Genomic DNA, 26,079 nt, shown 5'->3' on the forward strand with positions numbered 1-26,079 from the left:
GCAGGAGTCCGAGTCTGCATCGACGTGCCCTGGACGCTGCTCGTACGCACATGCTCCCTGATCCGTGGCTTGTCGATAGTCGGCGCGGCGAATGCATCAAGATTGAGAAAGACGAAGCAATCGCGGATGCGCAGCGATGGCTCATTTCAATATCTAAATGCGCCTGGTCTCGAGCGGTTCGGACAGGAGGTAATGATGTCGGGCGTGAGGCGGACGTTGCATTCGGACGAACTTGCTTACCTCACTGCCCAGGAATTGGCAGCTCGCATCCGTCGACGTGAACTGTCGCCGGTTGAAGTGGTCGCTGCTTTCATTCGGCGCATCGAAGCGCGTAACCCGAGCCTCAACGCGCTCGTCTATCTCGATTTCGAGGGAGCTCGCGCAGGAGCGAAAGAGGCAGAACGCACATTGGTGGCTGGCGAACCATTGGGGCCGCTGCATGGCGTTCCGTCAGCGCTCAAGGATCTGTTCGACTTCAAGCCGGGCTGGCCTGCGAGCTTAGGCGGGATCCGCGCGCTCAGACACAACGTCGTGAACGCCTATTGTGCGTTTTGCGAGTGCATGGAGAAGCGTGGCGGAGCAGTGTTCCTCGGCAAGACCAACAGTTCGCTCATGGGCTTCCGGGGCACCTGCGACAATTACCTGTTTGGTCCCACGCGCAACCCTTTCGATCTTTCCAAGAATACAGGCGGCTCTTCCGGGGCAGTGCCGCGGCAGTAGCCGATGGACTTCTGCCCATTGCAGAAGGCACGGATGCCGGCGGATCGATACGCATTCCTTCCGCATGGTGTGGCGTCTATGGTTACAAGGCTTCATTCGGCCGTGTGCCGTTCCTGGTGCGCCCCAATGCGTTCGGCGCGGCCGACTCTCCTTTCCTCTTCGAAGGGCCCATCACCAGAACGGTCGAGGATGCCGCCATCGCGTTGAACGTCCTTGCCGGCCATGATCCGCGCGATCCTTTCAGCCTGACTGAGCCGGTCGTCGATTTCACGGCGGCGATCCGTCGGTCCATCCGTGGCCTCAAGATCGCCTATAGTCCGAATTTGGACGTCTTTCCGGTCGACGGAAAGGTCGCCGAGACAGTCGGTCGCGCGTTAAAGGCGTTCGAGGAAGCAGGCGCCCACGTGGAAGAGGTGAAGCTTGGCATCTCCGGTTCGCAGCGGGAGCTGAGCGACGTCTGGTCTCGCCTGTATATGCTTCTGAACCTGCAGGCGATCGAGAACTTGAAGCGCGATGGCATCGATTTGCTAGGCCAGCATCGCGCCGACTTTCCGCCCGAATACCTGGACTGGGTCGAAAAGACCAATCGCATGTCCGGCCTCGATTTCTTCCGGGACCAAGCCGTCCGGTCGGAGGTGTACGACGCGTTTCAGACCGTCCTTGATAAGTTCGATCTGCTCGTCACGCCGACTCTCGCATGTCCGCCGGTCGATAAATGCGGGCGACGGCAATACGATCGGTCCGAAGGCGATCAACGGCGTTGACATAGATCCCTTGATCGGATGGTGCCTGACCTATTTCGTGAACTTTACCGGCCATCCGGCGGCGTCGATTCCGGCTGGTTTGTCCGAGGGGCTTCCGGTCGGGATGCAGATCATAGGTCGGCGAAATGCCGACTTCGACGTGCTGGCGGCGAGTGCGGCGTTTGAGCGGCTTCGGCCATGGCAGGACAATTACCGAATTTGCCGTGAGCGCCCCTTGGAGGCGTGACCGGCGATTTCTGCGAACAACGGAGGTTTCAATGAGCGATGATCGGATCAGCCCAGCAACTGTGAACGAACTGGCGGCGACGGTGGGAATCTCCATCGCGGAGGCGGACCGAGCCAGGATCGCCGCGCTGATGGCTTCGATCAGAGCAGCGGTCATGCGGAGAGCGGACACGTTGCCAATGATCGCCGCCTGCGCTTGGGTTCGACCACGGTAACAGAGGTTGAGGCATGGACATCGGCTGCCTGGACGTTACGGGGGCAGCGAAAGCGATATTGTCCCGGTCACTCTCTCCTATCGACCTCACTGAGCACATGCTGGAGCGCATCTCCCTGGTCGATCCTCATCTGAAAGCGTTTGTCGAAGTGTTGTCAGACCAGGCGCGGGCTTCTGCGAAGCAGGCCGATGCTGAAATCCGCAACGGCCAATATCGCGGCCCGCTGCACGGCATCCCGATCGCGATCAAGGAATTGTATGACATCGCTGGCGTCAGAACCCGTTCCGGCTCGCGGGTGCGGGAACACTACGTAGCTCAAGTCGATGGCACCGTCATTCGCAAGCTCAGGGACGCGGGTGCTGTGTTGCTCGGGACCACCACAACGTATGAATTTGCCTTCGGCTTCGAAGCCCCCCAATCCGTAATGCGTGGAATCTGGATCACATTCCCTCGGGTTCGACTGGCGGTGCCGCGGCCGCTCTCGCAGCAGGGTTGTGCCTGGCGGGCGTGGGCAGCGACAGCGGCGGCTCGATCCGCACGCCGGCCGCAGCGAATGGCGTCGCCGGCATCAAGCCGACCTTTGGTCGCGTGAGCAAAGCGGGCATTACTGTCGTCAGTTGGTCACTTGATCATCCCGCCCCGATGGGAAAGACCGTGAGAGATCTCGCGGTCTTGCTTGGAGTCATGAGCGGGGTCGATCCGAAGGATCCCAGCAGCAAGAACCTACCCGTACCGGACTATGCGAAGGCGCTGGACGGCGACGTCAGAGGTATACGCGTCGGCGTGCCGGGCAACTACTTCTTCGAGGATGTCCAGCCGGCAGTGGCGCATGCTGTCGGCAATGCCGTGAATGTGCTGGAAAAGCTGGGGGCGGCCATCGTCCCGATGACCGCTCCCAGCATGGAAGCGGTCATCGACTCGTGGCTTGCCATCGCCTTGGCGGAGGCCGCGACCTATCATCAGCAGAGCCTCCGGTCGAAAGGCGACCTTTACGCGGACGATGTGCGGTTCCTGCTTGAGGCAGGTGAGCTGACGCTCGCCACGACCTATATCAATGCGCAGCGGGTCCGCTTTGATTGGAGATCGTCACTGCGCGCTGCAATGGAAGCCGTTGACGTCATGGTCACACCGACTTTGCCGAATACCGCAATGAAGGTTGGCGAGACTATGAGCAGGATCGGCTCGAAAGAGGAGACGGTCTTCGAGGTCTCGGCCAGATTTTGCGCTCCCTTCAATCTGGCCGGCTTTCCCGCGGCTTCAATTCCGTGCGGCTTCGCGCCTGATGGCCTTCCGATTGGTCTTCAGATTATCGGTAAGCCATTTGACGAGGAAACCATCCTCCGGGTCGGACAAGCATTTGAAAGCAGTACGGACTATCACCTGAGAAGACCCCCGCTTTCAGGTCTTGCCATCTAATCAGCACGCGCTCGATCCAATGAGCTCAGCGCGGCAACGTAACGGCCGCGCTACCAGGCGGGCTGCGCGCTTCGTCCTTGGGCGCGAACATCGTTGCCATCGCAAGGCCAGGACGGAATACATCAAGATAGAAAAAACGAAGGCAATCGCCGACGCGCAAGCTCTTCTGCGATTGGCTATCTTAGTTTCCGACAGATCATTCGTGCCGACGCCACGCGCGCTCGGTCCACAATCGCCGGAGGAAGCTATGCGAGTTGGAGGTCAGGCAGCAGCGATAGTCATCGCGGGCAGTGCGGTCGCGACGATCCTGTTCTTCGGATCGTTCAAGGACAGCAACGCTCAGAGCAATGCGCGTTACTTACCGCAATACGCTGCAGACGGGCAATTGCTCCTGCCGAAGGATTTTCATGAGTGGGTCTATGTCGGCTCGCCGCTGACGCCAAATGCCCTCAACGGCGGGCAGGCGAACTTCCCGGAATTCCACAACGTCTATATCGAGCCGGGCTCGTATGCGATCTACAAGAAGACCGGCGAATTCCCCGAAGGGACGATCTTCTTCAAGGAGCTGCAGCTGACGTTGCCGCAGGAGAACGCCGACGGTTCGCGAACGGAGGCGTCTGGAAGGGGGTACTTTCCGGGCAAGTGGAACGGAGCCGACGTGACCGTCAAGGACTCCAAGCGCTTCGCCGATACCAACGGATGGGGATACTTCAACTTCAATCACCACGAACCAAAGGCGTCGATGGCCAAGGTGAAGTCGAAGGACGAGTGCGCCTACTGCCATATTGCCAACGCCAAGAAGGATGAGGTCTGGACCCAGTTCTATCCGCTGCTGGACAACAAGGACGCGCGCTGACCGCGTAATCGGCGGAAGATCGACATGAAAATCCTCAAAGCCGCTTGTATCGCCTTCGTTGTGATCCTTGGGATCGCGGCCGCGGTTAGGCAGTCACAGCTGCCGGCAAACGCGACGGATGGTGTTTCGACCGGTGTGAGTCTCGCCGACCGCGACGGGCATCTGCATGTGCCCGATGATTATCGTTCGACCTATCAGCTCCTCGGAAGCTGGGCGATTGCGGCAGACGACAGTCACGGCTCGAAGGAGCTTCACGTCGTGTACGCTTCGCCGGGAGTGATCGACGCCTATCGGAGGGACAAGCGCTTCCCCGACGGTGCGGTGCTGGTCAAGGAGGTGTTCAAGGCGGCAACCTCTGAAATGACGACCGGCACCGTCAGCCGCGCCGATGCTTTGAAGGGGTAGTTCGTCATGGTGAAGGACGCTGCGAACAGTCACCCGGAGAGCGCGCTGTGGGGCGACGGCTGGGGATGGTCCTGGTTCGACGCGAGCGATCGCTCAAAAAAGACGACGACGAATTACAGGGCCCAATGCCAGGCGTGCCATGTGCCTGTGCGGACATCCGAGTGGGTTTACGTCGATGGATACCCTCCGTTGAAGCAATAGCAATGGTGCAGGGCACCGAAAGTCATTCGATTTACCAAAGCCAATCATCAAAGGAGCGAGAGATGGCTAAAGAGGCGACGACGAGTGAGATGGGAATGTCGGAACGGCAGACTGGCCATCTCTACATCCAGACCAATGAGATCGATAACACCATTATTCACTACACGCGGCAGGCGGACGGCAAGCTGGTCGAGATCGCGCGTATCAAGACGGGCGGCGCTGGATCCGGTGAATTCAAGCCGATCAGCGGCCAGGACAGCGCGCCCAACTCCTTTGAGGGCGCGGGAAGCGTGATCATTACATCCGATCGGCGCTTTCTGTTCGCGACCAATGGTGGGGACAACTCCGTTTCGAGCTTCCGCCTGGATAGCGACGGTCGTCCGATGCTGCTCGACGTGAAGTCGACCGGCAACCCGGTCGATGGAAGGAGTGGCACGGCTAAATCGCTGGCTTTCGCCCCGTCGACACGCACCCTCTTCGTGTTGCACTCGTTCGGACCGGATCATCTTCGGCTGATGTCGGTTGATGCCGAAGGCATGCTCAAGACGCGGCCCGAGCGATACACCGTGAACACGTACAGCAAGCGGAACCGTGTCTCCACGATGGTCGTGGTCTCGCCCAGCGAGGACCTCGTGCTTGTCGGCACCACTTTCGACGAACCGATCGCGCTCACCGGCGTTTATCCCGACGGCTCGCCGATTCTCTGGGTCCAGCGGGCTGGCGGCGCGCTGCACTCGATCGCATCGAATGCGCCGGATCCGGACGGCCTCGCCACGTTCGCCCTGCAAAAGGACGGCTCGCTCGGCACGGCCAAATTCTACGACGCGAAGGGCGGCTCACCGTTCTACATTGCCTTCCTGCATCAGCGCCCGAATACGTTCGTGATCGGCTATGCCGTCGGCGACGGATGCTCGATCTGTACCATTGAGAAGAACGGCTCGATCAAGATCGGCCCGCTCGTCAAGATCGACACCAGCGCGGGCCTGCCGTCCGAGCTATGCTGGCTGGCCGTCGCGCCCGATGATCGCACGATCTACGCGACGAACTTCGGCTACAGCAACATCAGCAGCTACCGGATCAACGGTAGCGGCCTGGAGATTGCGTGCGACCCGGCGTGTCCGAAGGTCACCGGCGACGGCACCGCGAGGGCATTGAACGGAACCGTGACGAGCGGTCCCAGCGATAGCTGGATCTCGCCGGACGGCGCGTATCTCTATCAGATCTACGGCAACGCTTCGAAGCTGATCAGCTACAGCACCCAGCTGAACGGTTCGCTGAAGGAGATCGGCAGCGTCAAGATCCCGTACAACAGCTCCCAGGGGCTTGTGGGTTTCTGATCCCGGTTTCGCGGCACGAGGTCCGGGCGTGGTCGGCATTGCCGTTCCGCGCCCGGCCTCTCCCTCGCAGACATGCGAGACACAAGGTCAATCATGAGCCCCGAGACGGATGTTTGAAGCACTTCACGAGCGCTCTCGCGGGACATCCGCGTCTCATCCCGGCCATCCAGGAGAAGGGCAGAGCTCCATGGAACAATTCGATCTGCAGCGCGCTGTCGGGGCAGCTCGCGTGCTGTTCTCCGGCGCCGCAAACGGCACGGAGATCATTGACGTCTATCAGAAGTTTCCGATGGCCGTTGCCTTCCCGAATGTCGATGATCGTCGGTGCAAGGAGGCCGTCCTCATCAATACCTCGGGCGGTGTCGCAGGCGGCGACGAGATCAGGATCGAGGTGGGCGCTCAAGGCAATGCGTCTGTCGCGGTGACCACGCAGGCCGCGGAGAAGGTCTATCGAGCGCTAGATCAGCCTGCCCGAATCCGGACGCGATTATGGGCTGAGGGAAGCGCCCGGCTTGCGTGGCTTCCGCAAGAGACGATCGTCTTCAATCAGGCGCGCATCGCGCGACAGACCGAGATCGATGTGAGCTCGGGCGCCGAATTGATTGCCCTCGAGTGGTTGGTTCTTGGCCGCATCGAGAGCGGCGAGGAGGTTCTTGCCGGGCACATTCTGGACAGTTGGCGCGTCAGGGTCGACGGCCGTCTCGTTTGGGCAGATGGCTTCCTCGCGTCAGACCATGCGCTCCTGCAGGTTCGGAAGACGGCCCTACTCTCGAACTGGAAAGCGATCGCGACAATGATCTATTTCGGTCCGGGTCTTGAGGCCCGGCTCGAGAGATTGCGCGAGATCGGTGCTTCCCTGGAATGCGCGTGCGGCGTCACGATCGTGGGCGCGATCATCGTGGTCCGGGTAGCCGCGATTGCAAGCGTGGATCTCAGGCGAGGTCTGCGCCGCTTCCTCGATCAACTCAACCATGAACTCGGATCGGGTCCCTTCGGAGTGCCGAAGATGTGGTCCTGTTAGCAGCGCGGCCAAGTGGGAGGAGCATCTTGAATCTGACGCCACGGGAACGAGACAAGCTGATGATAGCCCTCGCCGCGAGCGTTGCGCGTGGCCGGCTCGCGCGAGGTGTCAAGCTGAATTATCCCGAAAGCATCGCATTGATTTCGGATGCCATCATGGAAGGCGCTCGCGACGGGAGATCCGTCGCGGATCTGATGTCCGAAGGCGCCCGGCTTCTACGCCGCAACCAGGTCATGGAGGGTATCCCGGAAATGATCCGCGAGGTCCAGGTGGAGGCAACGTTTCCGGACGGGACCAAGCTTGTCCCGGTGCACAACCCGATCCGATAGGAGCTGATGATGCGTTTCGCGCCTTTCTGCGTCGCCATGCTGAGCGTGCTTGCCTCGCCGGCTTTTGCTCATCCAGTCCCGGGCACGGGCAGTTCGTTCGAGGCGGGTCTCGTCCATCCGTTCAGCGGCGCGGATCATCTGATTGCGATCACGTTGGTGGGAACGTGGAGCGCGCTCGTGGCCGGATCTGCGAGGACCGTGTGGCCGCTGACCTTTCTGATCGCGATGCTGGGCGGCTTCGCCGCGGCAAGCGCGGGCTTTCAGATGGGCTTTGTGGAGGTGGCGATCAGCTTCTCGGTGGTGATGCTGGGAGCGTTCGTTGCGTCTGAATTCAGGATGCCCGTCATGCTGGGCGCGGCGGCCGTCGGCCTGTTCGCGTTCTTCCATGGTCACGCGCACGGAACTGAAGCCGCCTCGATGCTCGTGCCTTACGTGATCGGCTTCACAACGGCGACCGCTGCTCTGCTCCTGGTCGGCATGGCCATCGGGTCTTGGGGAAGAAGCTCGGCCAGAAGAGGTTTGCTTCGCGCGGCGGGCGTTTCTGCCGGGCTTGTTGGGCTGCTGCTGCTCGGAGGCCTCGCATGATTCCTGGGGAGGTCATTCCGGCTGACGGCGACATCGTCCTGAACAGGGACAGGACGGGACTATCGATTCACGTATCCAACACCGGCGACCGACCTGTCCAGGTGGGCAGCCATTATCACTTCGCCGAAGTGAACGCCGCACTCACATTCGATCGATCTACCGCTCGTGGATGCCGCCTCGACATCCCGGCCGGGACGGCCGTGCGGTTTGAGCCAGGTCAGTCGCGCGAGGTCTCATTGATTCCGTTTGCCGGAGCGCGGCGCGTCTACGGCTTCAGTGGCAGCGTGATGGGGCCTCTGGAGTCAAGGACCGATGCGTCCGGCTCCATCGAATAAGGTGAGGAAGACATGTCACACACGATGAGCCGCAGAGCCTATGCGCAAATGTTCGGCCCCACGGTCGACGACAAGGTGCGTCTGGCGGACACCGATCTGTTCATTGAGCCCGAGAAGGATCTCACGATCTATGGCGAGGAGGTCAAGTTCGGCGGCGGCAAGGTCATTCGCGACGGCATGGGACAATCGCAGCTCACGCGCGCGCAGGGAGCGGTCGATACGGTGATTACCAATGCACTGATCCTGGATCATTGGGGAATCGTCAAGGCCGACGTTGCGATCAAGGACGGGCTCATCTTTGCCATCGGCAAGGCGGGTAACCCTGACACACAGCCGGGGGTGTCGATCATCATCGGGCCGGGGACGGAAATCATCGCGGGCGAGGGCAAGATCATCACCGCGGGAGGGATGGATACCCACATTCATTTCATATGCCCGCAGCAGATCGAGGAGGCGCTCTTCTCGGGCGTGACAACCATGATGGGCGGAGGCACCGGACCCGCCGCGGGAACAACGGCAACGACCTGTACCCCGGGGCCGTGGCACATCCATCGGATGCTCGAGGCGCTGGATGCCTTCCCGATGAATTTCGGCATTTTCGGCAAGGGCAATGCGAGCGTACCCGAGGGCCTGGTCGAGCAGATCGAAGCCGGGGCATGCGGTCTGAAGCTGCACGAGGACTGGGGCGCAACGCCGGCAGCCATTGACTGCTGCCTTTCCGTCGCCGACGACATGGACGTGCAGGTCATGATCCACACCGATTCCCTGAACGAGGGCGGATTTGTCGAGAGCACGATCGCCGCGTTCAGGGGAAGGACGATCCACGCCGCCCACACCGAAGGGGCGGGTGGCGGCCATGCGCCGGACATCATCAAGGTCTGCGGCGAGAGCAACATCATCCCCGCCTCGACCAATCCGACGCGTCCCTACACGACGAACACGCTCGACGAAGCACTGGATATGCTGATGGTGACCCATCATCTCGACCGTCGTATCCCAGAGGACGTCGCCTTCGCCGAAAGCCGCATAAGGAAAGAGACGATTGCCGCCGAGGACATCCTGCACGACCTCGGCGCGTTCTCGATCGTGTCGTCGGATAGCCAGGCGATGGGGCGCGTCGGCGAGGTGATCACGCGTACGTGGCAGACCGCCGACAAGATGAAGAAGCAGTTCGGCCGGATGTCGGAGGAGGCCGGACAGAACGACAATTTCAGGGCTCGGCGCTACGTCGCAAAATATACCATCAATCCAGCCATCGCGCAGGGAATGTCGCGCTACATTGGCTCGCTCGAGGTCGGGAAGCTTGCAGACATCGTCATCTGGGACCCGGCGTTCTTCGGCGTCAAGCCTGATATGGTTTTGAAGTCCGGCATGATCGTCGCTGCGATCATGGGCGATCCTAATGCGTCGATACCGACGCCTCAGCCGGAGTATTACAGGCCGATGTTTGGTGCTTTTGGCCGCTCTCCTGCCAAAAATTCGGTGACATTCGTGAGCCAAGCCTCACTCGAAACGACGATCCAGCTGGGCCTCGAAAAACGCCTCTTGCCGGTCTCGGGCACGCGATCGATCGGCAAGCATTCCATGATTCTCAATAGCACGTTGCCTCAGATGGAAGTCGATCCCGAGACCTATGAGGTGCGGGCAGATGGACGACTTCTCACTTGTCCGCCGGTGGATGTCGTTCCAATGGCGCAGCGATACTTCATGTACTGATGACTTTTCTTGCGTGGTGGTGCGATGACAGACGAGAACCCCGAATATTCGGCCTTGGCATTCATAAGGCTGTTGAGCTGGCTTTCGCCGTCGTTCCCGAACGGGGCCTACAGCTATTCGCACGGCCTGGAGTGGGCGGTGGAGGCTGGATACATTTCGGACCGCCGCAGCCTCATCGAGTGGCTTGAGGCCGACCTTTGCTACGGCTCCGGCCGGAATGAGGCCATCTTCTTCATCGAGGCGTATCGGTGTGTGACCGAGGCGGCGGAAAACCAACTGCCGCATCTCGCAGAACTCGCCGCAGCGTCGCGCGGGACATCCGAATTTGCGCTCGAGGCAGCACAGCAGTCGTCTGCGTATCTCACAACTCTCCGCCGCGCGTGGCCGGATCGAGTTCTGGATATTTTCTCAGATCCGAAATGTCCGCCGGTATCGGCCGTCCTCCTTGGCGTTTGCTCTGCACGCTCGCAAATACCCGTCGGCATTGCTCTCCCGGCATTCCTGCACAGCTACGTCGCTAACTTGGTGAGTGCTGGCGTACGATTGGTGCCTCTCGGTCAAACTGATGGTCAGTTCGCGATCGCCGCGCTCGAGCAGGCGATCCTGTCGCGGAGTGAAATCGCAACCCGCGAAACTGTCGACGATCTTGGTTCGGCGGGTGTGATGGCTGAGCTGGCATCCATTGCCCACGAGCTGCAGTATACGAGGTTGTTTCGCTCATGAGCACATCCCAACGTGACGACCGGTCTCTCAGCACGTCCGCCGTTTCAACGACCAATGGTCCACTCCGCGTCGGAATAGGCGGCCCAGTTGGTTCCGGCAAGACGGCGCTGGTTGAGGCTCTGTGTAAGCATCTGCGCAAGTTCTACGATATCTACGTGATCACAAACGACATCTACACCAAGGAGGATCAACTCATCCTGACTCGAGCGCAGGCGCTGGCGGCCGAGCGCATCATGGGGGTGGAAACAGGTGGCTGTCCTCATACGGCCATACGAGAAGACGCCTCGATGAACTTGGCTGCGATCCATGACATGAACTTAAGGTTCCCCCATGCGGAGCTTTGCTTTATCGAATCGGGGGGCGACAATCTCGCCGCGACTTTCAGCCCGGAGCTCGTTGACCTGACCATTTACGTGATCGACGTCGCCGCAGGCGAGAAAATTCCCCGTAAGGGAGGACCCGGGATCACGAGATCCGATTTATTGGCGATCAACAAGGTCGATCTGGCGCCTATGGTTGGCGCCAATTTGGCAATCATGGAAAGTGACGCTCGGAGGATGCGAGGCGTGCGGCCATTCATCTTTTCCAATCTGAAGAGTGGCCAGGGTGTGGATGAAATCGCGGACTTCATTCTGCAAAAAGGCGGGTTGTCCTCGGTGAGGTTGTCTCAGGCTGTTCAATGATCATGAAAACGCGTGCAGTTCCGGTGGAGAAGCCGGGAATTCGAATCTATCGCGATGGTGAGCGGACGTTACAGCTGCGCAATCGAGACACCTGTGGTGGCGCAGCAGATCCGTCGGGGCGGGACGGCCGCTAGGATATGCCGCCTGAATAGCGCTCTGAGCTGCGCGCACGCATGGAAGGAAGTTGCGATGACGGAAGATCACCAAGAGTGTTCTGGCGATCTGGCGAAGTTGCGCCGGAGCATCGATAACCTGGATGCGGCGCTAGTGCACCTGCTCGCGGAGCGCTTTCGCTGTACCGATGCGATAGGAGAACTCAAGGCCAGACATGGATTGGCATCTCGAGATCCCAAACGTGAAGCAGCGCAATTGAAGCGCTTATGCATGCTCGCAACGCAGAGTGCTCTTCACCCTGGGTTTATTCAGAAACTGCATGCTCTGGTAATTCGAGAAGTCGTCACCAATCATGAGGCGGCTAAATTCAGATCGGGAACCTGCTAGGCTGCGGATGCAGTCGCATGCGCGTAGACAAGATGAAATCCAGTTGGGATTCCCTGCCGCCGGGAGCCATACTTGCAAAGCCCTTTCACAAGCCTAATCGTCGCTCTGACAATCGTGTTCAGCTCCTGGACCTGCGATGCGATCGCGGACGAACCCAAGAACGCCGATTATGCGACCCTTAAGGACGCGATCCTCGAGGGGAAGGAGCCGCGCATGCTAATCGACTTCTCCGCCTGTCAAGTTCACGGCGCGGGTCTCGCGGGCGCCCCGATCAAGGCGAGTATGCGGTTTGATGGATATATGATCCAGTCAGATGGAACGATTGCTTTCGCGACGACCCATTTCACCGTGAGGCCGGACAGATCGGTCAGAGAGTTCTTGTCGTTTAGGGTGCATGCAGACGGTAAGATTGAAGCTCATACGATGACTCTTGGTGCCGTCAATTTCGTAGTGCTCAAGGATACCTCGTTCGATTGCGAGATTGGGAGAGCGGTTATCTTCTACTGGTAGCTGTCATTGCGATTCCGCGCTCCAATTTGAGTCGTGAAATGGACTTTGTGGAGGTTCCGACGACTTGATATCTGTTGGCCATCACTCCGATTACGGCAACCGATTGCACGCTCGCGTATCGGATCTGAGCCATGTAACGTTGACTGGTCAAATCTTGCCGGCAAATGATGCCTATCGCTCCCACTTTGACGAGAATATCGCGGCCGCGACGAATGAAATCAGCCATTTGGCACAGCACTTGTGTGGCATTGTTCTTGCTACTTAAGATCCATGAAGCGAGCATGGCGTGGGAGTTAAGGCGATGATTGTCACGGGTGGGCCGCAGGTCTATTTGCCAAAGCAGCGCGAGGGCGCGGCGACGCTCCACCCACTCTGGGTAGATTAAGCGGTTCGTCGAGCGGTGGCGCTCTACTGGGCAAGCTCGACATTCTGTCGAAGGTGTCGACGAGCCTTGGAGATGGGCGCACTTTGTCCGCATTCCGCTTCGCGCTCGGAGGTAGCGGGGTTCAGGCTCAGTTGTCGAGTTCCGGTACTATGCCTTCCGAGGAAGATAGAGTTGAGGACCGGCGAATGCTCTCCGGCCTCTCGCAACTGGCTGCTTACTTTGGCTCTTCTGTAGACGCGCAGAACACACAGTTGTCCGGGACTGCGGCGCTCGACATACGACTTTGAAGAGCGAAGGAATACGCGAGGCGCTCGAGATGCTGTAGGCAGGACCGGTTTGTTTTGCTTCGGCCGTGGGCAGCAGCCGGCCTTTGCCGAGAAGGGGAGGACCACATGGGTCAACAAAGCCCCGGGCCTTTGAAGGCTCAGAAGTTGAGAGTGGCGACGCACAAGCGCTAACGTCTTTCAACGTTTCATCCGTCACCAATGAGTGTCTCGCGAAATCGAACGAGGCGGTGGTCCTTTGCGCGGCAATTATGCCGAGAGATCGACTAGACTGCCGGCTTGCTGGCCCGTCTTTTCAAGTTGCTTTTCAATTGCATCCCTAATCTTCTGCTCGACAGCTGCTTGCTGGTCCGGGGTCATTTTAGCGAGATCGGCATCGGTGAGATTCATGCTTTTCAAAATGCCGGCCCGCATACGATCGAACGGATTCATCTTCGCGTATTTCAGGAAGTCCGCCACTGCGCTGCCGTCGCCCGAATCGCCATCTCCGCTCGCTTGCACGCTGCCGCCGTTGAACGCCGCCGGCGTCTTCGTCATCGACGAAGTTGCGTTCGCGGCCTGGTAGCCGAAAGGTGATGATCCAGTCGTGACTTGCATGTTCGGTCCCCAAGACGATCTCATGTTGCAACGCGCGTGCCAAAGCGCCCTGCCTAATTTTCTCGGTGTCCCACCCTTGAAGTACCTGGGCGACCTTGGCCGGCGAGAAGAAATTGCCGAGTCCTCGGCGACACGGGTAAAGTTTGCCCGGTTGGTTACGCGCTCGCCTAGTACGAAGCCGATCAGCAGAATCAGTCCGGGCGGCTATGGCGCGCACCCGAATGTTGATCGACATCGCGCGGGAATCTGGACAACGGGCCGACGTTTGCGCCGAGCTACGACGCCTGGAGGTTGCCCGTCACAGGCTGTTCGGGAAGAGCTAGGCGCGGTCGCCGCCGCTGGGGTGCGGCCTTCTAACGAGGACGAGAACACACGGTGGAGTAGTATCCGATGCGGCGGGTCGATGGCTCGTTGGTAGCGCGCTGGGGCTTTGACCAGGACCCCGTGATCAAAATCGCCTGCTCCACGGCCGAGCTTCACGCCCCTATGGCCTCGCGGCGAGGACCGCCATCGAAGCGCTCCTTCGCCTGCGGCTATTGACGTTCCTCGTACCTGTTGCAGCGGCCATCGCCCAGTCGTACCCGGTTGAATTCCTGAAATGGCGGATCACAACGCAGGAGCGTGTAAGATCTATATGAGGGAGGCGGTACGCGCCAACAAAGAGTCTGGCCCGCGGGTATCTGGTACGTTTCGCCGCTTGCTAACGTGTAGCGACACGCTGCATCCGGGCTGTTGGTCTTTGCCTCTGCGCGGGCCTGGTCGAACGAAGCCACTGCGAGGAGCGTCGCCAATAATACACGCATTTTGTTCGTTCTCCGTATCTGATCACACAGTCAAACTGGGATCCGGGCATTGCTGCAACAAGATAGCTCCAAGTCACAAATTTCTGAGAGGCTCTGGACAATTAATTGAGTGTGACATGTAACCTTTCCCGCTCTTGGGACTGCACGCTTCCGGTTTTGACGGTTGCTCCATCGAGATCAGGTCAGGCGGAATGCAGGGTGGGAGTTGTCAATCTGCTAGTTCACTTTGCGGGTTGAAAAGCTGCTGGCGCCGGCGCGCCGTCTACGCAGCTTGCTCGCTGTCTCACAGGGCGTGTAATACAGCCTCGGCAAGGGAACGTGAAAAGCTCGATCTTTCCACGGGTTCAATGTAGGCGCGTGGAGATTCGATCCCTCCCGTCCGAGCCAGAAGTACCGCTTATCCTGAAATTGATGACGAAGTTGTCCCAGTGCGCCATTCAGCCCAGCTAAAACTCAATAAGTCTTCAGGACCGTGAGGCCGCCGGCGTCGGCGCGCTTCGTCGCCGCGAGCAGGATCTCTCTCATCAGCTTAATTGCTGGCGGTTCGAGCGCCTCGATCTTCGCCGCGATTTGCGGATCGAGAACGCCTTTGCGTCCATAGCGCCCTCGAACGTCGCTGGCGTGCCCGAGAATACGATCGCGCGTGCGTTGAGCGATTGCTTCGTTGTCGAGCCAGTCCGCCATCAGGTGCCTCGTGCTGTACAACGTGAGGTCAGCTCGATCAATCTTCAAAAGCTTTTTAACGTACTGCCAAGCTTTGCTCAGCGGCTGTGACCAGCGTGTAGTGCCGTCCTTTGTACGGACGTAGGAGTCCCATTCGGGAAAAAGCCGTTCTTCTCGTCTGTCCATCAATTCATGCATTCTATCGAGGAGCCCTAGTTCAATCAGCAAAGGATGAATTGGGATCACGCGCCCGGCTGCGTTCGTCTTCAGATTGCGTAAATCTTGAAGCGCCACGCGCCCGTTGCGTGCGTCGAACGGCCTAAGGTCGAAATAGAAAAACTCGCCTTCGGTGCGGATGTCGGCACATTCGAGCTGGCCGACCTCTCCGGGCCGCATGCCGGTGAGGATGCAGATCAGGAAGCCCCAACAAATATGAGACTGGACGAAATAACTGCCCGGCTGCCAGACATGCATGCGATTCTTGCAGCCGGTGAAGAGCGGCAACCGCAGCAAGGTCAGCAACTCGTCATCATCGAAAGCGTCGCGCGGCAGCGGCGCCAGGTTTTCGGGATCAATGCACACGAACTTGGGGCGCGGCCCCTCATAAAATTTTTCCGTGATGGCGAAGTCGACGAACTTGTAGAGACCGGCCCAATACCTGCTCTTGATGGTGGTGATGGTCACGCGCTCCAGCTTCGACCAGTTTGTCGTTTCCGCGTATTTGTAACGCTGAAACAGCGTCTCGGAGCACTTGCGCGGGATGTTGTCGCGGTTGGGAATGTCCGGCAACGCCTCATCGAGCTGCTTCCATTTGGCCTCGGTCAGCTCGTCCATCCGGGGGTCGCCCAGAAGATCTACGGCGAACTGAACGACCGGCGCTGCTTCACCACGGCCTTTTGCAGTGTGCTTGCGTTTGCGGTCCAGCGGTTTGAGGAAATCTGCCAGCACCTCGGACATGCGGTTGGATGTGTTCTCAGCCGGTTCCTCGGTGCGGATCTGTGCCGCAGGCTCGGAGGCGGGCGAGATCGAGCCCACCTGCGGCAGGGGAAGCAGCAGAAGCCGTTGAGCGACGGCGTCCTGGACGAGGCGGTCGAACATCGCAACGGGGTCGAACGGCGGCGCGATCGTCGGTCGCGGGCGCGGTCCAGCCTTCCTTGACCGCTTCGGTCGCCTCGCGCCGGCCGTCTTCGTAGGCGCGTCGCACATTCAGGCGGGCGATCTCGCTTTCGGCCGCCTTGTTCTGGTCGACGAAGTCGACCCAGGTGCTCGGCATCCGGGAGAATCGCTGCTGGTAGGCATAGCCGCTGTTCATCCGCGGAGGACGTCGCGGCCGCGATCGGCCGAATGTTGTGTTTCAATCGATCCGCAAGGAAGGCTCAAAATGGTGGCCGAACACTACCCGGTTGGATATCTTTGATTTTTGACCCACAGATGTACGCTGTTTCCTTTGGTTCTTTTTATCTTCGCGGCATGAGATAGGGCGCGCAGATCAATTGATACAGGTCGAGCCAATGCGCGTCGCAAAATAGGATATCACGGCGAGCAAAACGGGCTCTCTGCGAAGACGCCGCGGCGGTTTGTGCTGGTTTGTTGGCGGACCAGCTAGGTCATTGGAAGCGCTCGCGAGAAGGATAGCCACGCGCAATCTGTTCAACCTGAACTAAATCAGCTTGCCGGATTTCGGCGTCTTCCTGGATGCGCTCGAGGTGCAATTGATACCAAATGCGGGCGAGCTCGAGATCGTACTCGTCTACGCGAACATGATCGAAGCGCCCGTCAATTGGTACAGACCAATTACATGTCTGTCGTCAATTACATGTCTGTCGTAGAGTAGGATATCAGGGCGGGCAAAACGGACCGTCTGCGGGATTGGGGTGGTACGCCACCATGCCGTTAAGAAAGTGGCTCCGTCTCCGGGAATATATCAACGATCTTGTTGGTCATGCCGTTCACGATCAGCACCTTGTCCTTCATTTTCACGTACATGTAGTCACGCAATTCCGGCATTTGCGTTAGGACCGGCGTTGGCAGCGATTGGGCCTTAACTCCTTTTGGAATCTTGGAGCCAACGGCAGGGGTAAAGTCCTTGGCGGACTTGGTGGCCATTAGCCGGAATTCGACTTCGTTGTGTTCTGTTAGCACAGCCTTGCGAATCTGCTCGCGCTGCGTGTTCGTGAGGTTGAGTTTCGGTAAGGATGGATTCTGCGGCACCTTTGTGCCGTTGCTCAGTTCAACCGCGCCTTGCGCATTCTGTTGCGCCAGCGAAAGTGCGGTGCCGCCGAGCATGATCGCGAGTGTGGCGATGATAATGGAGGCCCTCATCGAATTTCATCCTTCTTTGGATATTCAGCCCTTGAACGAACAGAATGTTCGTCCGTTCCGCGCTAGGCGGCGCCAATCCGGGCTGTCCTGAAGCTCCTCCTGAGATTGTTCACTTTACAAAGTACGAGCCTTGCTATCCGCGCGATCAGAAAATTTTTCTCGGACACGGAGCCGGCCTGATTTGACCTGCACGATTTGACCTGCACGGGTTCCAAATTCGGAACCTGACCAGCCGCAGCGCAAGAATCCCAGGAGATGTGAGGCTGCTCACAGCTCGGCGTCGCGCCTCGCACTAATCAGAATGCTGCAAGAGTTTGCTGTGTTTCGAGCAACAGGAGATTTCACATGAAGCTTCTGATTATCTCTGTAATCGCTGCCGTCGGTCTGCTTGTCGCCGTGACCAGCGTCCCGCGATCACACACCGTCTCGACAATCGGGCGTGCTGGAACCGGAAGCATGTCAACATTGCATGACATGCAAAGCGGCCGCAGCGCAGAAAAGCTCCCGATAGACGAATTTGATGATCGGTCGTTGGTCTATCCGCGGGAATCAAAGCGCTAACGAAGAGGTCGCGCTTGCCGCTGCCGCTTGAAAGGGCCTTCGAGGTCGGAGAAGAGCTTGGTCGAGCGGCGAGCGCTATGGGCTCAAAAAACCAGCTTGGACTGGGTAGTCGCCGCCTACGAGACCAAGCGATTGCAGCTCGCCTCGATGAGCATCTACTTCAAGTATGGCCACGAGAAACGCGAGCACGACCGCGGTATAGATAAGGAACGGTGACGTTTTAGCGGGCACACGGTCATGATGTGGCGAAATCGCATCGCGAACTGATCGCCATAGAGAAATGAGATGCAGATACGTTTTGGGTCGTATTTGCATGCCGTCATCCTTGACGCGTCATGATCAAGCATAGGATCTGGCTATGCCCCGTTCAAGTTGACAAGGGCCATTGCGGCATTGAGTAGCAGATACCGTTCGTTTCCTACGATGCAGCATTGAAACCGAACAACGGCTTCACTCGTTGACGAGACCGAGCGATGGCATGCCGGACCACCTGTAAGCCGCAGATGAATTGGGTCCCAAGTTTCGGCACAAATCTCCGCATGGTTGCGGCAATGCTTGCGATTCATATGGCGTCGGCGCATGCGCAGCTGATGGGTCATGGCGGGCCCGTACGGGCGATTGCGATTTCCAGTGATGGCGACAGTGTTCTGTCGGGCAGCTTCGACACCGCCGCAATCCGATGGTCGCTCAAGACCGAATCCGCAGAACAGGTTCTTCGCTTTCACTCGAATGCGGTGAACGCGGTAGCCTTCCTGAAGGATGGGCGAATGGCGACCGCCGCAGCGGATGCGAAGATAGCGATCTGGACGCCTGGCCGGCAGCAGCCGGACCAGGTTTTCGAAGGCCACACGGCGCCGATCGTTTCACTTGCTGTCTCGCCGGATGGCGCAAGACTGGCTTCTGCCTCCTGGGACCACACGGCTCGCATCTGGTCGCTTGATGACGGCTCGCATCAGGTGCTGGAAGGGCATTCGCAGAACGTCAACGGCGTCGCATTCACGGCGGATGGACGATCGCTGGTCAGCGTGGGCTACGATCGCGAGCTGAGGATCTGGCCGTTGGCAGGTGGCACCCCAAACATCTCCATGTTGGGCTCACCCCTTAACGCCGTGGCCGTCGCGCCCGACGGCGAGATCGCAACGGCTGGTGCCGATGGGAAGCTGCGCTTCCTGACGACGGTGGGCGAGGAAAGCGGCGAGGTGCAAGCCGGCCAGACGCCGATCGTCGCGCTCGCGATCTCTCCGGATAGCACGTTGATCGTTGCTGCCGGAATCGGCGGCGCCGTGGCCGTCATCGACCGAAAGACACGAAGCATCGCGCGAACGCTGGCCGATCCCGGTTCGCCCGTGTGGTCGGTCGCGATTTTACCGGACAACGCAACGTTGCTGACAGGTGGCGCCGACGGCAAGATCCGACGTTGGAACGCGCGGACCGGCGAACCCATCGGGTCATCATTGCAGGCAACGTCGCGCGATCCGCTTGCCGCCTATGCGGGAGATCACGGCGCCGAGGTGTTCAGGGCGTGCGTTGCCTGTCACACCCTCTCCGAGCGGGACGCACAACGTGCCGGCCCCACGCTTGCGGGCTTATACGGCCGCAGGATTGCGTCGCTGCCAGGCTATCGCTTCTCCGATGCCCTGAAGCGGATGGACATCGTATGGACGCCCGAGACGGTGTCAAAGCTGTTTGAGCTCGGTCCGAACACCTACACGCCGGGGACAAAAATGCCGGAGCAGCGGATTGGATCTGCGGAGGATCGCAGGGCTCTTACGGACTTTCTGGGGCGTGTGACATCGAAATAACTCGTCGCACGATCGGCTGCGCGGATCAAGCGAAGAAGGCCTCACCGCCGTCCCCGCGCCTCGGCGCAGCTGCCTAATACCCAGGCCATTGCTCAACCGGAAGATCCGTCAAATCCGGATGCTGCTTGAGCAAGGTGGAGACATCCATACTGGGATGGTCCTTCATGGCCTCGGCGACGCAGTTGTTGACGTACTTCCGGCGCGAGAGCCATTTGATCTTCTTGCCCTTTGCCTCCGCCTTGCAGACCACGATCGCCCGCTTGAGGGCAATCTTGTCAGCCTTGGATGGGCTCGCGGCCTCGGCAGGCTTGGGCACTACGGCGGCGACGCTAACGAATAGAACAGCAACGAACGACGTAACTTTGAAGGATCTAGACATAACGTGCTCCCGCGGTTCGTTACTCTGCGAATGGCTGCCTTCGCGAGCCCGCGTCCTAGTCCTTGCTTTCTCGCAGGCGCAAATAATCTTCAGTCGTACGCGGCGGCGCGCGCTCCGAGACGCCGACGAACGGATCGAACTGCTGCTCGCTCATGGCGATGACGCGGCAATCCGCACACATTCTCACCACGTCCAGCCGCTTATCGCCTGCTGGATACATCCAGTGCCGGCCCTCAAGCTTTGCTGCCACTTTCTCAATCGTGCTCTTCACGCCGAAGGATTTGCCACAGCGGATGCAAAGGGCCGGCTCCTCTTCCTTGATGATCACGGGCGGAGCCGTGGCCGCACGGAAATCGATCTGCGGCTTCAAGGTAATGACCTTTTCCGGACAGGTGCTTTGGCACAGTCCACATTGGACGCAGGCATCTTCGACGAATTTGAGCACGGGACGTTCGGGATCGTCGCGAAGGGCACCGGTGGGACAGGCCGACACGCAGGCCAGGCACAAAGTGCATCCGTCCGTATTGACGGTGACTGCACCAAGCGGCGCACCTTGGGACAGCGCAATGACGTCGGACGGCGCAGGCGCGACACGGTGCAATTCGTGAAGGGCGAAGCGAAGCAGGTCGCGCCGCTTGCCTACCGTTTTGAAGGTTGCGGAACGCTCCGCAGCCGGCATGGGTTCGATTGCCCGCAGTACTTCCCCAAGTACATCCGGATCGTTCGTTTCGATGGCCGAGACGCGGCGTCCGGAAAATCCGAGCCCGGAAAGAATGATATCAGCCATCGCTATGGTTTGGGAAAGACCGGAGACATCGTGCAGCGGTTTTGGCCGCAGAAGAAAACGCATCCCCGCCGCGCCATAGGCAAAGGACGCCGCGACGGCTTCCAGCCCGACCTGCGTCACCTCGTTGACCGCGAACGGCAGAACATTGGCCGGAAGCCCGTCGCCGTAACGAGCAAGCGCATCGATCAACGCAGTGCCATGTTGGCCATCGTGAAACAGCACAACGGCATGCGAGCCGCCGGCTTCGCGGTAGGTTAGCAGCATGGCGCGCAACTTGTGCAGCAGCGCATCCGCTGGCGGCAGGGCATAAGTTGCTGCGCCTGTCGGGCAGGCTGGTGCGCACTGGCCGCATCCGGCGCAGACCTCAGCATTGATTTTGACGTGATCGCCGTCCGGTGTGATTGCTCCGGTCGGACAGAGATCGAGGCAGCGATGGCAACCGGTCAGTCCCGAGCGCGAATGGACGCAGATTTCTGCGGTGAAATTGACGTATTTCGGTTTGTCGAAGCTGCCGACAAGGTCGCGCGCCCTCAGCACCGCGCGCAGCATAGCGGCTGGATCTCGCGGATCGGCACTGAGATAGCCGTCGCGCAAGTCATGCGCCGGGAAAAGCGGGGTTCCTCCGGAGAGATCAAGGACGATGTCGCAGCGCGAGGTCAGGCCGTTGCGCGGTGCTTCGAAGACAAGCGCGTCGCGCGAGGAGGGGCGGGGGGCCGCATAGTCATCGACCGTCAGTTCAAACGCTCCCAAATGGCCCTTGGCGTTGCGGATGGTCCCCTGGACGATGGGAAACGACGTCGTCGCCGGCGGCATGATTTGCGACGGCTTGGTGATCATGATCGTCACGTCGAGATGATCGGCAAGCAGTTGGCCAGCTTCGACCGCGACTTCATCGCGGCCGTAGATCAGTATGACCCCTTCGCTCGATAAGGTGATGAACGGAAAAGAAGGGGCAGGCTCGGACGCGGCTGCGAGCAGCGCCGCCATCTTGGGGCCCGCCTTCGTTCCCTCCGTCGACCAGCCGGCCGTCTCGCGAAGGTTGGCGAATTCCATTTTCCCGGAACGCCCTTTTGCCTCGGCGCCGAACAGCGGCGCCTCTTGACTGCAGCCGACGACGAGTGTTCCTTCCGCCCCTGCCGCATTGCGAAATTGCTCAAGCTCTGCCCGGCAGAGCTGGCGGAACTCGGCGATCTGGCTTTTGCGGCAACCTCGCTGAACGGCGCCCGTATCGAGGCGCATCGTGTCTTCGCACGAGCAGATCAGGATCGTTTTCGGCACATCCGGCATGCGTAGCTCTTACCTCCTGAAGAGGTCTGGGAACGGCGGCGAGCGGATTCGCGTCGACCCTTCTGTTCGATTAAGTTATTCTCACATGGGAAGAAAAGGAAGCTGGAGGTTCGACTGACAGCCCCTAGGCGCTCAGCCGTTTCGGAGCCCATCAATCTGCCCCCGCCATTCACGCTGGTGAGGCTGCGCGAGAGCCGTGACGCCTTCGCCCACGCGCTCGATATCGCGGAAGAGGGCGGGGCAGGTACGCTGACCTATGTAGGACGGTTCGATCTTGCCGAGTTTGCGGTCGTGCTGGAACCCGGCGAGCCCTTGCACACCGCGCGCCGTGCCTTCTACGCGGGAATGGTGGCGCTGACCGACGCCTTGCGTGCCTATGCGCCGCCGAACAAGGAGATCGCGATCGACTGGCCGGACACAGTCCGCGTCGACGGCGGCCTTGTTGGTGGCGGACGGCTTGGCTGGCCGTCATCCGCGAAGGAGGACGAGCCTCCGCGCTGGCTGGTGTTCGGCGCGATGGTCCGGACGGTCGCGATGACCGACAAGGAAGCCGGCGTGTATCCGCTCGCTTCCGCACTGGATCAGGAGGGTTTTGGCGAGGCCGGCGCGGTTCAGCTGACGGAAAGCTTTGCGCGGCATCTGATGCGCGCTGTCGACGCCTGGCAATCCGACGGATTCGACGGCATTGCGCGCGAATTCCAGAGTCGACTGGTGCGCGAACGAAATGCCTCTCGTGTGATCGCCGATAATGGTGATCTTTTGGTGCGCCGGATCGGGACGGACAGCACCGATCGGCGCGATTTGCGGAAGCGCTTGCTATCGCCATCGTGGCTCGATCCAAAACTCGGGGGACCGCGCCTGTGAAACTCTTGCGCACCATCGCGCTCGACCCATCCGACACTTTCCTGTTCGATGTGCCGGCTGAGCCAGGCGATTGGGCAGTGTCAGGCGCGTTCCGCTTTTGTGATCGGGATCCAGCGAAGCTGAGCGGCAAGGATCGTTCGGCGTTCCGCAGCGGCTTTCTCGGTATCAAGTCCTGGGGCTGGTCGACATTGGCACAAATCGTCCACGCGACCGAGGACGATCACTGCGCGGTCGTAGACCTCCTTGCTAGGCGGCTGGTCGAACGGTTCGGGGCGCCGGATCCTACTAGCGCGCGCCTTGCCGCAGAAGAAGAAGTCGCCTTTGCGCAATCGCTCTGCACGTATCCCATCGGCTCCCTGATCGCGGTCCACCGCGCCGCGAGCAATGGCGAGGTCCGCGAATCATTCCGCAGATTGCAACTGCGGGAGGGGCAGCGTCATGGCAAGGCATTCTCGTTTATGGAAGTAGAGGACGACACCGAGCCCGATGGCAATCTCAACCTTGCGAATATGAGCGAGGAGCCGTCACGCCGATGAAGGATTTCTGGATCACCTGCGGCTACCACCTGCTCGATCACAACGCGAGCGGCTGGCTGGTGGTCACGGATGAGTTCCTGAAGGCCTATTTCGCCCGTCCCGAGCTGATGCCGCCGGAAGATGCCTGCAAAGTCGAACGCTGGCTGCATCGGGAGCTGCTGGCAGACCCGCGCCGGGCAGTCGCCGCGGCGGAGATTGCTGCGATCGCCGATGCGGATGCGCGGGAGAACTGGCAGTTCGTGCTGGCATTTCGCGACCTTCTGCTGCGGCAGCCCACATTGGAAGCGGCCTATCTTGCGCTGGTTCGTTCAGGATCGGTCAATTTGCCGCCCCTGTTCCTGAACCAGCTCGTGCACGTCATCCTGCGGAGTGCGCTTGATGGCTACCAGGATCCGTTCGTGCTGCGCGCGGCCGAACTGTTCTACCGGCCGCAGCGTATCGTGCCGCACGAACACTTGCTGCTGTTGGGTGACGAGGAAATCATTGGCGGGCCAAGCCCAGTGCCCGTATTGTCGCTGATCTCCATGCTGGCGGCCACGACCAGCCCCGAGGTCGACGTCTTGGACGAGGGGAACGCCGAAAGCTACTGGCTTCGCAGCGATCAATTCGATCTTGCGCTTGATCTCACCGGCGGAACATTGGGGCCGGCTGTGTTGGCAGAGGTCATGAGGCGTTGGATTTCTCATCTGCTTGGAGTTGACGTCGCAATCGAGCCACTCATCGCGCTCCGCGATGCGAAGCTCACCTGGTATGTTGGGCTGGATGCTGAAGCCACCCGGATCGGTGACCGGCTCTGGAACGGCGAGATGCTCGACGAGCGAACGATGGCGCGCGTGCTGGCGTTGTTCCAGGTGACTTTTGCGGATCCAGATCTGGCCGTCGATGCCGTCGGGCGGGAGCCGGTCTATCTGATACTTGCAATGACCCCCGATCAGCTTGTGCGGATGAAGCCGCAAAATCTGTTGACGGGGCTGCCGATCAGACACCTGGAGGGTGCTACGTGAGCCCTGCCGCCCTGCCATTGTTGCGCATTCCGGTCGGCGTGGTCGTCGAGCGCCGCAAGGCAGAATCCCCATGGATCGATTTTGTCTGGCGCGGCACCGGCGTGTTGCCGGATGAGCCGGAAATGACGCCGTGGACTGTCATACGGGAGCTAGAGCGAACGACGCTTTTTTATGCCGGAAGCGCGACGATCGACCTCTATCGTTCGGAAAGCGCGCGCTATCGTGACAACCTTGCAACCGGCGCTCCTAGCGTCTGGATCGTATTGACTCCGTCCGAGGGCGCCTGGCCCTACGCTGTTTCGGCGGTCACCGCTGATCCCGCCGAAGGGGAGGCATTCACGGAAGCCGGTGCTAATCTGGTCGAGGCCGTGCCGATGCCTGAGGTGTTGCATCAGGCGATTGAAAATTTCATCGCCCAGCACTACGTCGAGACGGAGTTCGTCAAGCGCGAGCGGCGGCGCGCTGATCCGGAGGCCCTCGCCCGGCGTCACCACGAAGGTGGGCACGAATGAGCGACGAGCAATTCCTGGCGCGGTGGTCGCGCCGCAAGCAGGAGGCGAAGGCCGGTCACGCCGAACCTGCGGCCGAAGATGCTGCTAAGGCGCACGCGCCAGCGCCATCCGACTGTACCGCGACGGAGCCGGTTCCGTCCGTGGCGGATCTGTCGAGCTTGCCCCCAATCGAATCGATTGACGCTGCTACCGACATCACAGCCTTTCTGCGCAAAGGCATTCCGCAGGAGTTGAGCCGTGTGGCGCTTCGGCGCGCCTGGAGCGCCGATCCCGCCATCCGCGATTTCGTGGGGTTGGCGGAAAGCGCCTGGGACTTCAATGACCCGAACGCCGTGGCTGGCTTCGGTGCGCTGGATTGTTCCGCCGAGCAGGTGGACGCGCTCGTCCGCCGCATCATTGCGGGCGACGTGGTGGAGACCGCTGACAGGCTCCCCGACCCGCCCACGGAGGTTGCCAAAGAGGGGGCGCGACCGACGCATGCGCAGACCGGTTTCGCGCATCCATCTAACTCGGTGAATGCAATCACGAATCCTCGAACGCTCGACGAATCCGCTGCGGAATTGGCGTCAAATTCTGCTGCATCGCAATCGGAAGCTACGAGTGAAGAGACTTCCCTTCCGCGCCGCACACATGGCGGAGCGCTACCCCGGTAGACTACGACTACGCCGTAGACTGCGACTAAATGTGATAGCCTTTGGCTATGGCTGTTGATTGACCACTTCCCGACGCGCGCCGTAGTCTTTGGTCCGCA

The 26,079-nt window shown here is 60.0% G+C and carries 24 protein-coding genes and 3 pseudogenes; 22 read left to right on the forward strand and 5 right to left on the reverse strand.

Annotated features, from left to right (window positions below):
* Nucleotides 1–195: 195 nt before the first annotated feature.
* From ABIB00_RS29550 to ABIB00_RS29620, 15 genes and pseudogenes are all read left to right on the forward strand, one after another.
* Nucleotides 196–1,484, forward strand: a pseudogene (locus tag ABIB00_RS29550) (amidase).
* A gap of 10 nt (nucleotides 1,485–1,494) precedes the next feature.
* On the forward strand, nucleotides 1,495–1,710 hold the full coding sequence (locus ABIB00_RS29555) for an amidase family protein (RefSeq protein WP_354106779.1): 216 nt from the start codon (nucleotides 1,495–1,497) through the stop codon (nucleotides 1,708–1,710).
* A 311-nt stretch (nucleotides 1,711–2,021) separates the two neighbouring features.
* A pseudogene (locus tag ABIB00_RS29560) lies at nucleotides 2,022–3,340 on the forward strand (amidase).
* A 19-nt stretch (nucleotides 3,341–3,359) separates the two neighbouring features.
* Nucleotides 3,360–4,196, forward strand: a complete 837-nt coding sequence (locus ABIB00_RS29565; protein WP_354106780.1) for a cytochrome P460 family protein — start codon at nucleotides 3,360–3,362, stop codon at nucleotides 4,194–4,196.
* Nucleotides 4,197–4,220: 24 nt separating this feature from the next.
* Nucleotides 4,221–4,802: pseudogene (locus ABIB00_RS29570) on the forward strand (cytochrome P460 family protein).
* Between the two features lie 2 nt (nucleotides 4,803–4,804).
* Complete coding sequence (locus ABIB00_RS29575; RefSeq protein ID WP_354106781.1) at nucleotides 4,805–6,139, forward strand: beta-propeller fold lactonase family protein; 1,335 nt, start codon at nucleotides 4,805–4,807, stop codon at nucleotides 6,137–6,139.
* A 187-nt stretch (nucleotides 6,140–6,326) separates the two neighbouring features.
* Nucleotides 6,327–7,160, forward strand: a complete 834-nt coding sequence (locus ABIB00_RS29580) for an urease accessory protein UreD (RefSeq protein ID WP_354106782.1) — start codon at nucleotides 6,327–6,329, stop codon at nucleotides 7,158–7,160.
* Between the two features lie 26 nt (nucleotides 7,161–7,186).
* Nucleotides 7,187–7,489 carry an urease subunit gamma gene (locus ABIB00_RS29585; protein ID WP_354106783.1) on the forward strand — a complete coding sequence of 101 codons (303 nt, stop codon included), beginning with the start codon at nucleotides 7,187–7,189 and terminating at the stop codon, nucleotides 7,487–7,489.
* Nucleotides 7,490–7,498: 9 nt separating this feature from the next.
* Entirely contained in the window at nucleotides 7,499–8,074 is a 576-nt protein-coding gene (locus tag ABIB00_RS29590) for a HupE/UreJ family protein (RefSeq protein WP_354106784.1), read from the forward strand.
* Entirely contained in the window at nucleotides 8,071–8,409 is a 339-nt protein-coding gene (locus tag ABIB00_RS29595; RefSeq protein ID WP_354106785.1) for an urease subunit beta, read from the forward strand. Before ABIB00_RS29590 ends, ABIB00_RS29595 begins: the two co-directional genes overlap by 4 nt.
* A 12-nt stretch (nucleotides 8,410–8,421) precedes the next feature.
* Complete coding sequence (gene ureC / locus ABIB00_RS29600; RefSeq protein ID WP_354106786.1) at nucleotides 8,422–10,125, forward strand: urease subunit alpha; 1,704 nt, start codon at nucleotides 8,422–8,424, stop codon at nucleotides 10,123–10,125.
* Between the two features lie 24 nt (nucleotides 10,126–10,149).
* Nucleotides 10,150–10,848: an urease accessory protein UreF gene (locus ABIB00_RS29605; protein ID WP_354106787.1), complete on the forward strand. Its 699-nt coding sequence runs from the start codon at nucleotides 10,150–10,152 to the stop codon at nucleotides 10,846–10,848.
* Nucleotides 10,845–11,531 carry an urease accessory protein UreG gene (gene ureG, locus ABIB00_RS29610; RefSeq protein WP_354106788.1) on the forward strand — a complete coding sequence of 229 codons (687 nt, stop codon included), beginning with the start codon at nucleotides 10,845–10,847 and terminating at the stop codon, nucleotides 11,529–11,531. Before ABIB00_RS29605 ends, ureG begins: the two co-directional genes overlap by 4 nt.
* 189 nt (nucleotides 11,532–11,720) lie before the next feature.
* The gene (locus tag ABIB00_RS29615; protein ID WP_354106789.1) at nucleotides 11,721–12,032 is read left to right on the forward strand and encodes a chorismate mutase; all 312 of its coding nucleotides are present in this window, start codon (nucleotides 11,721–11,723) and stop codon (nucleotides 12,030–12,032) included.
* Between the two features lie 72 nt (nucleotides 12,033–12,104).
* Nucleotides 12,105–12,542, forward strand: coding sequence for a VirK family protein (locus ABIB00_RS29620; protein ID WP_354106790.1), 438 nt, complete (start codon nucleotides 12,105–12,107; stop codon nucleotides 12,540–12,542).
* 918 nt (nucleotides 12,543–13,460) lie between these two features.
* On the opposite strand, the gene ABIB00_RS29625 is transcribed toward ABIB00_RS29620, so the two are convergent.
* The 3 genes from ABIB00_RS29625 to ABIB00_RS29635 form a co-directional block, all read right to left on the reverse strand.
* The gene (locus ABIB00_RS29625; protein WP_354106791.1) at nucleotides 13,461–13,808 is read right to left on the reverse strand and encodes a hypothetical protein; all 348 of its coding nucleotides are present in this window, start codon (nucleotides 13,806–13,808) and stop codon (nucleotides 13,461–13,463) included.
* Between the two features lie 1,256 nt (nucleotides 13,809–15,064).
* Complete coding sequence (locus ABIB00_RS29630) at nucleotides 15,065–16,372, reverse strand: tyrosine-type recombinase/integrase (RefSeq protein ID WP_354106792.1); 1,308 nt, start codon at nucleotides 16,370–16,372, stop codon at nucleotides 15,065–15,067.
* Nucleotides 16,373–17,167: 795 nt separating this feature from the next.
* Entirely contained in the window at nucleotides 17,168–17,596 is a 429-nt protein-coding gene (locus tag ABIB00_RS29635; RefSeq protein ID WP_354106793.1) for a hypothetical protein, read from the reverse strand.
* Between the two features lie 345 nt (nucleotides 17,597–17,941).
* Between ABIB00_RS29635 and ABIB00_RS29640 the strand changes: the two genes are divergently transcribed.
* Complete coding sequence (locus ABIB00_RS29640; protein ID WP_354106794.1) at nucleotides 17,942–18,157, forward strand: hypothetical protein; 216 nt, start codon at nucleotides 17,942–17,944, stop codon at nucleotides 18,155–18,157.
* 539 nt (nucleotides 18,158–18,696) lie between these two features.
* The gene (locus ABIB00_RS29645; protein WP_354106795.1) at nucleotides 18,697–19,959 is read left to right on the forward strand and encodes a c-type cytochrome; all 1,263 of its coding nucleotides are present in this window, start codon (nucleotides 18,697–18,699) and stop codon (nucleotides 19,957–19,959) included.
* A 73-nt stretch (nucleotides 19,960–20,032) separates the two neighbouring features.
* On the opposite strand, the gene ABIB00_RS29650 is transcribed toward ABIB00_RS29645, so the two are convergent.
* Both ABIB00_RS29650 and ABIB00_RS29655 read right to left on the reverse strand, forming a co-directional pair.
* Nucleotides 20,033–20,338: a hypothetical protein gene (locus ABIB00_RS29650; RefSeq protein WP_354106796.1), complete on the reverse strand. Its 306-nt coding sequence runs from the start codon at nucleotides 20,336–20,338 to the stop codon at nucleotides 20,033–20,035.
* A gap of 55 nt (nucleotides 20,339–20,393) precedes the next feature.
* Nucleotides 20,394–22,364 (reverse strand): 4Fe-4S binding protein, encoded by a 1,971-nt coding sequence (locus ABIB00_RS29655; protein WP_354106838.1) that lies wholly within the window; start codon nucleotides 22,362–22,364, stop codon nucleotides 20,394–20,396.
* A gap of 204 nt (nucleotides 22,365–22,568) precedes the next feature.
* On the opposite strand from ABIB00_RS29655, the gene ABIB00_RS29660 reads away from it, so the two are divergent.
* From ABIB00_RS29660 to ABIB00_RS29680, 5 genes are read left to right on the forward strand one after another with little or no spacing between them, the layout of a single operon-like run.
* Nucleotides 22,569–23,276, forward strand: a complete 708-nt coding sequence (locus ABIB00_RS29660) for a biotin/lipoate--protein ligase family protein (protein ID WP_354106839.1) — start codon at nucleotides 22,569–22,571, stop codon at nucleotides 23,274–23,276.
* Nucleotides 23,273–23,812 (forward strand): DUF6505 family protein, encoded by a 540-nt coding sequence (locus ABIB00_RS29665; RefSeq protein ID WP_354106797.1) that lies wholly within the window; start codon nucleotides 23,273–23,275, stop codon nucleotides 23,810–23,812. Before ABIB00_RS29660 ends, ABIB00_RS29665 begins: the two co-directional genes overlap by 4 nt.
* The gene (locus ABIB00_RS29670; RefSeq protein ID WP_354106798.1) at nucleotides 23,809–24,816 is read left to right on the forward strand and encodes a DUF6352 family protein; all 1,008 of its coding nucleotides are present in this window, start codon (nucleotides 23,809–23,811) and stop codon (nucleotides 24,814–24,816) included. Before ABIB00_RS29665 ends, ABIB00_RS29670 begins: the two co-directional genes overlap by 4 nt.
* Nucleotides 24,813–25,328, forward strand: a complete 516-nt coding sequence (locus tag ABIB00_RS29675; protein ID WP_354106799.1) for a DUF3305 domain-containing protein — start codon at nucleotides 24,813–24,815, stop codon at nucleotides 25,326–25,328. Before ABIB00_RS29670 ends, ABIB00_RS29675 begins: the two co-directional genes overlap by 4 nt.
* A complete protein-coding gene (locus ABIB00_RS29680) occupies nucleotides 25,325–25,981 on the forward strand; it encodes a DUF3306 domain-containing protein (protein WP_354106800.1) in 657 nt (218 codons plus the stop codon). Before ABIB00_RS29675 ends, ABIB00_RS29680 begins: the two co-directional genes overlap by 4 nt.
* Nucleotides 25,982–26,079 lie beyond the last annotated feature (98 nt).

Origin of the sequence: Bradyrhizobium sp. LB14.3 (assembly GCF_040547985.1) — a bacterium.
Classification (GTDB): Bacteria; Pseudomonadota; Alphaproteobacteria; order Rhizobiales; family Xanthobacteraceae; genus Bradyrhizobium.

Bases quoted from the DNA above. Each gene is read 5' to 3' on its own strand.
- ABIB00_RS29565 (WP_354106780.1), top strand. From the start codon at position 3,360: ATGAGCTCAGCGCGGCAACGTAACGGCCGCGCTACCAGGCGGGCTGCG.
- ABIB00_RS29575 (WP_354106781.1), top strand. From the start codon at position 4,805: ATGGTGCAGGGCACCGAAAGTCATTCGATTTACCAAAGCCAATCATCA.
- ABIB00_RS29580 (WP_354106782.1), top strand. From the start codon at position 6,327: ATGGAACAATTCGATCTGCAGCGCGCTGTCGGGGCAGCTCGCGTGCTG.
- ABIB00_RS29590 (WP_354106784.1), top strand. From the start codon at position 7,499: ATGCGTTTCGCGCCTTTCTGCGTCGCCATGCTGAGCGTGCTTGCCTCG.
- ABIB00_RS29595 (WP_354106785.1), top strand. From the start codon at position 8,071: ATGATTCCTGGGGAGGTCATTCCGGCTGACGGCGACATCGTCCTGAAC.
- ureC (WP_354106786.1), top strand. From the start codon at position 8,422: ATGTCACACACGATGAGCCGCAGAGCCTATGCGCAAATGTTCGGCCCC.
- ABIB00_RS29605 (WP_354106787.1), top strand. From the start codon at position 10,150: ATGACAGACGAGAACCCCGAATATTCGGCCTTGGCATTCATAAGGCTG.
- ureG (WP_354106788.1), top strand. From the start codon at position 10,845: ATGAGCACATCCCAACGTGACGACCGGTCTCTCAGCACGTCCGCCGTT.
- ABIB00_RS29615 (WP_354106789.1), top strand. From the start codon at position 11,721: ATGACGGAAGATCACCAAGAGTGTTCTGGCGATCTGGCGAAGTTGCGC.
- ABIB00_RS29625 (WP_354106791.1), bottom strand. From the start codon at position 13,808: ATGCAAGTCACGACTGGATCATCACCTTTCGGCTACCAGGCCGCGAAC.
- ABIB00_RS29630 (WP_354106792.1), bottom strand. From the start codon at position 16,372: ATGTTCGACCGCCTCGTCCAGGACGCCGTCGCTCAACGGCTTCTGCTG.
- ABIB00_RS29635 (WP_354106793.1), bottom strand. From the start codon at position 17,596: ATGAGGGCCTCCATTATCATCGCCACACTCGCGATCATGCTCGGCGGC.
- ABIB00_RS29640 (WP_354106794.1), top strand. From the start codon at position 17,942: ATGAAGCTTCTGATTATCTCTGTAATCGCTGCCGTCGGTCTGCTTGTC.
- ABIB00_RS29645 (WP_354106795.1), top strand. From the start codon at position 18,697: ATGGTTGCGGCAATGCTTGCGATTCATATGGCGTCGGCGCATGCGCAG.
- ABIB00_RS29650 (WP_354106796.1), bottom strand. From the start codon at position 20,338: ATGTCTAGATCCTTCAAAGTTACGTCGTTCGTTGCTGTTCTATTCGTT.
- ABIB00_RS29655 (WP_354106838.1), bottom strand. From the start codon at position 22,364: ATGCGCCTCGATACGGGCGCCGTTCAGCGAGGTTGCCGCAAAAGCCAG.
- ABIB00_RS29670 (WP_354106798.1), top strand. From the start codon at position 23,809: ATGAAGGATTTCTGGATCACCTGCGGCTACCACCTGCTCGATCACAAC.
- ABIB00_RS29680 (WP_354106800.1), top strand. From the start codon at position 25,325: ATGAGCGACGAGCAATTCCTGGCGCGGTGGTCGCGCCGCAAGCAGGAG.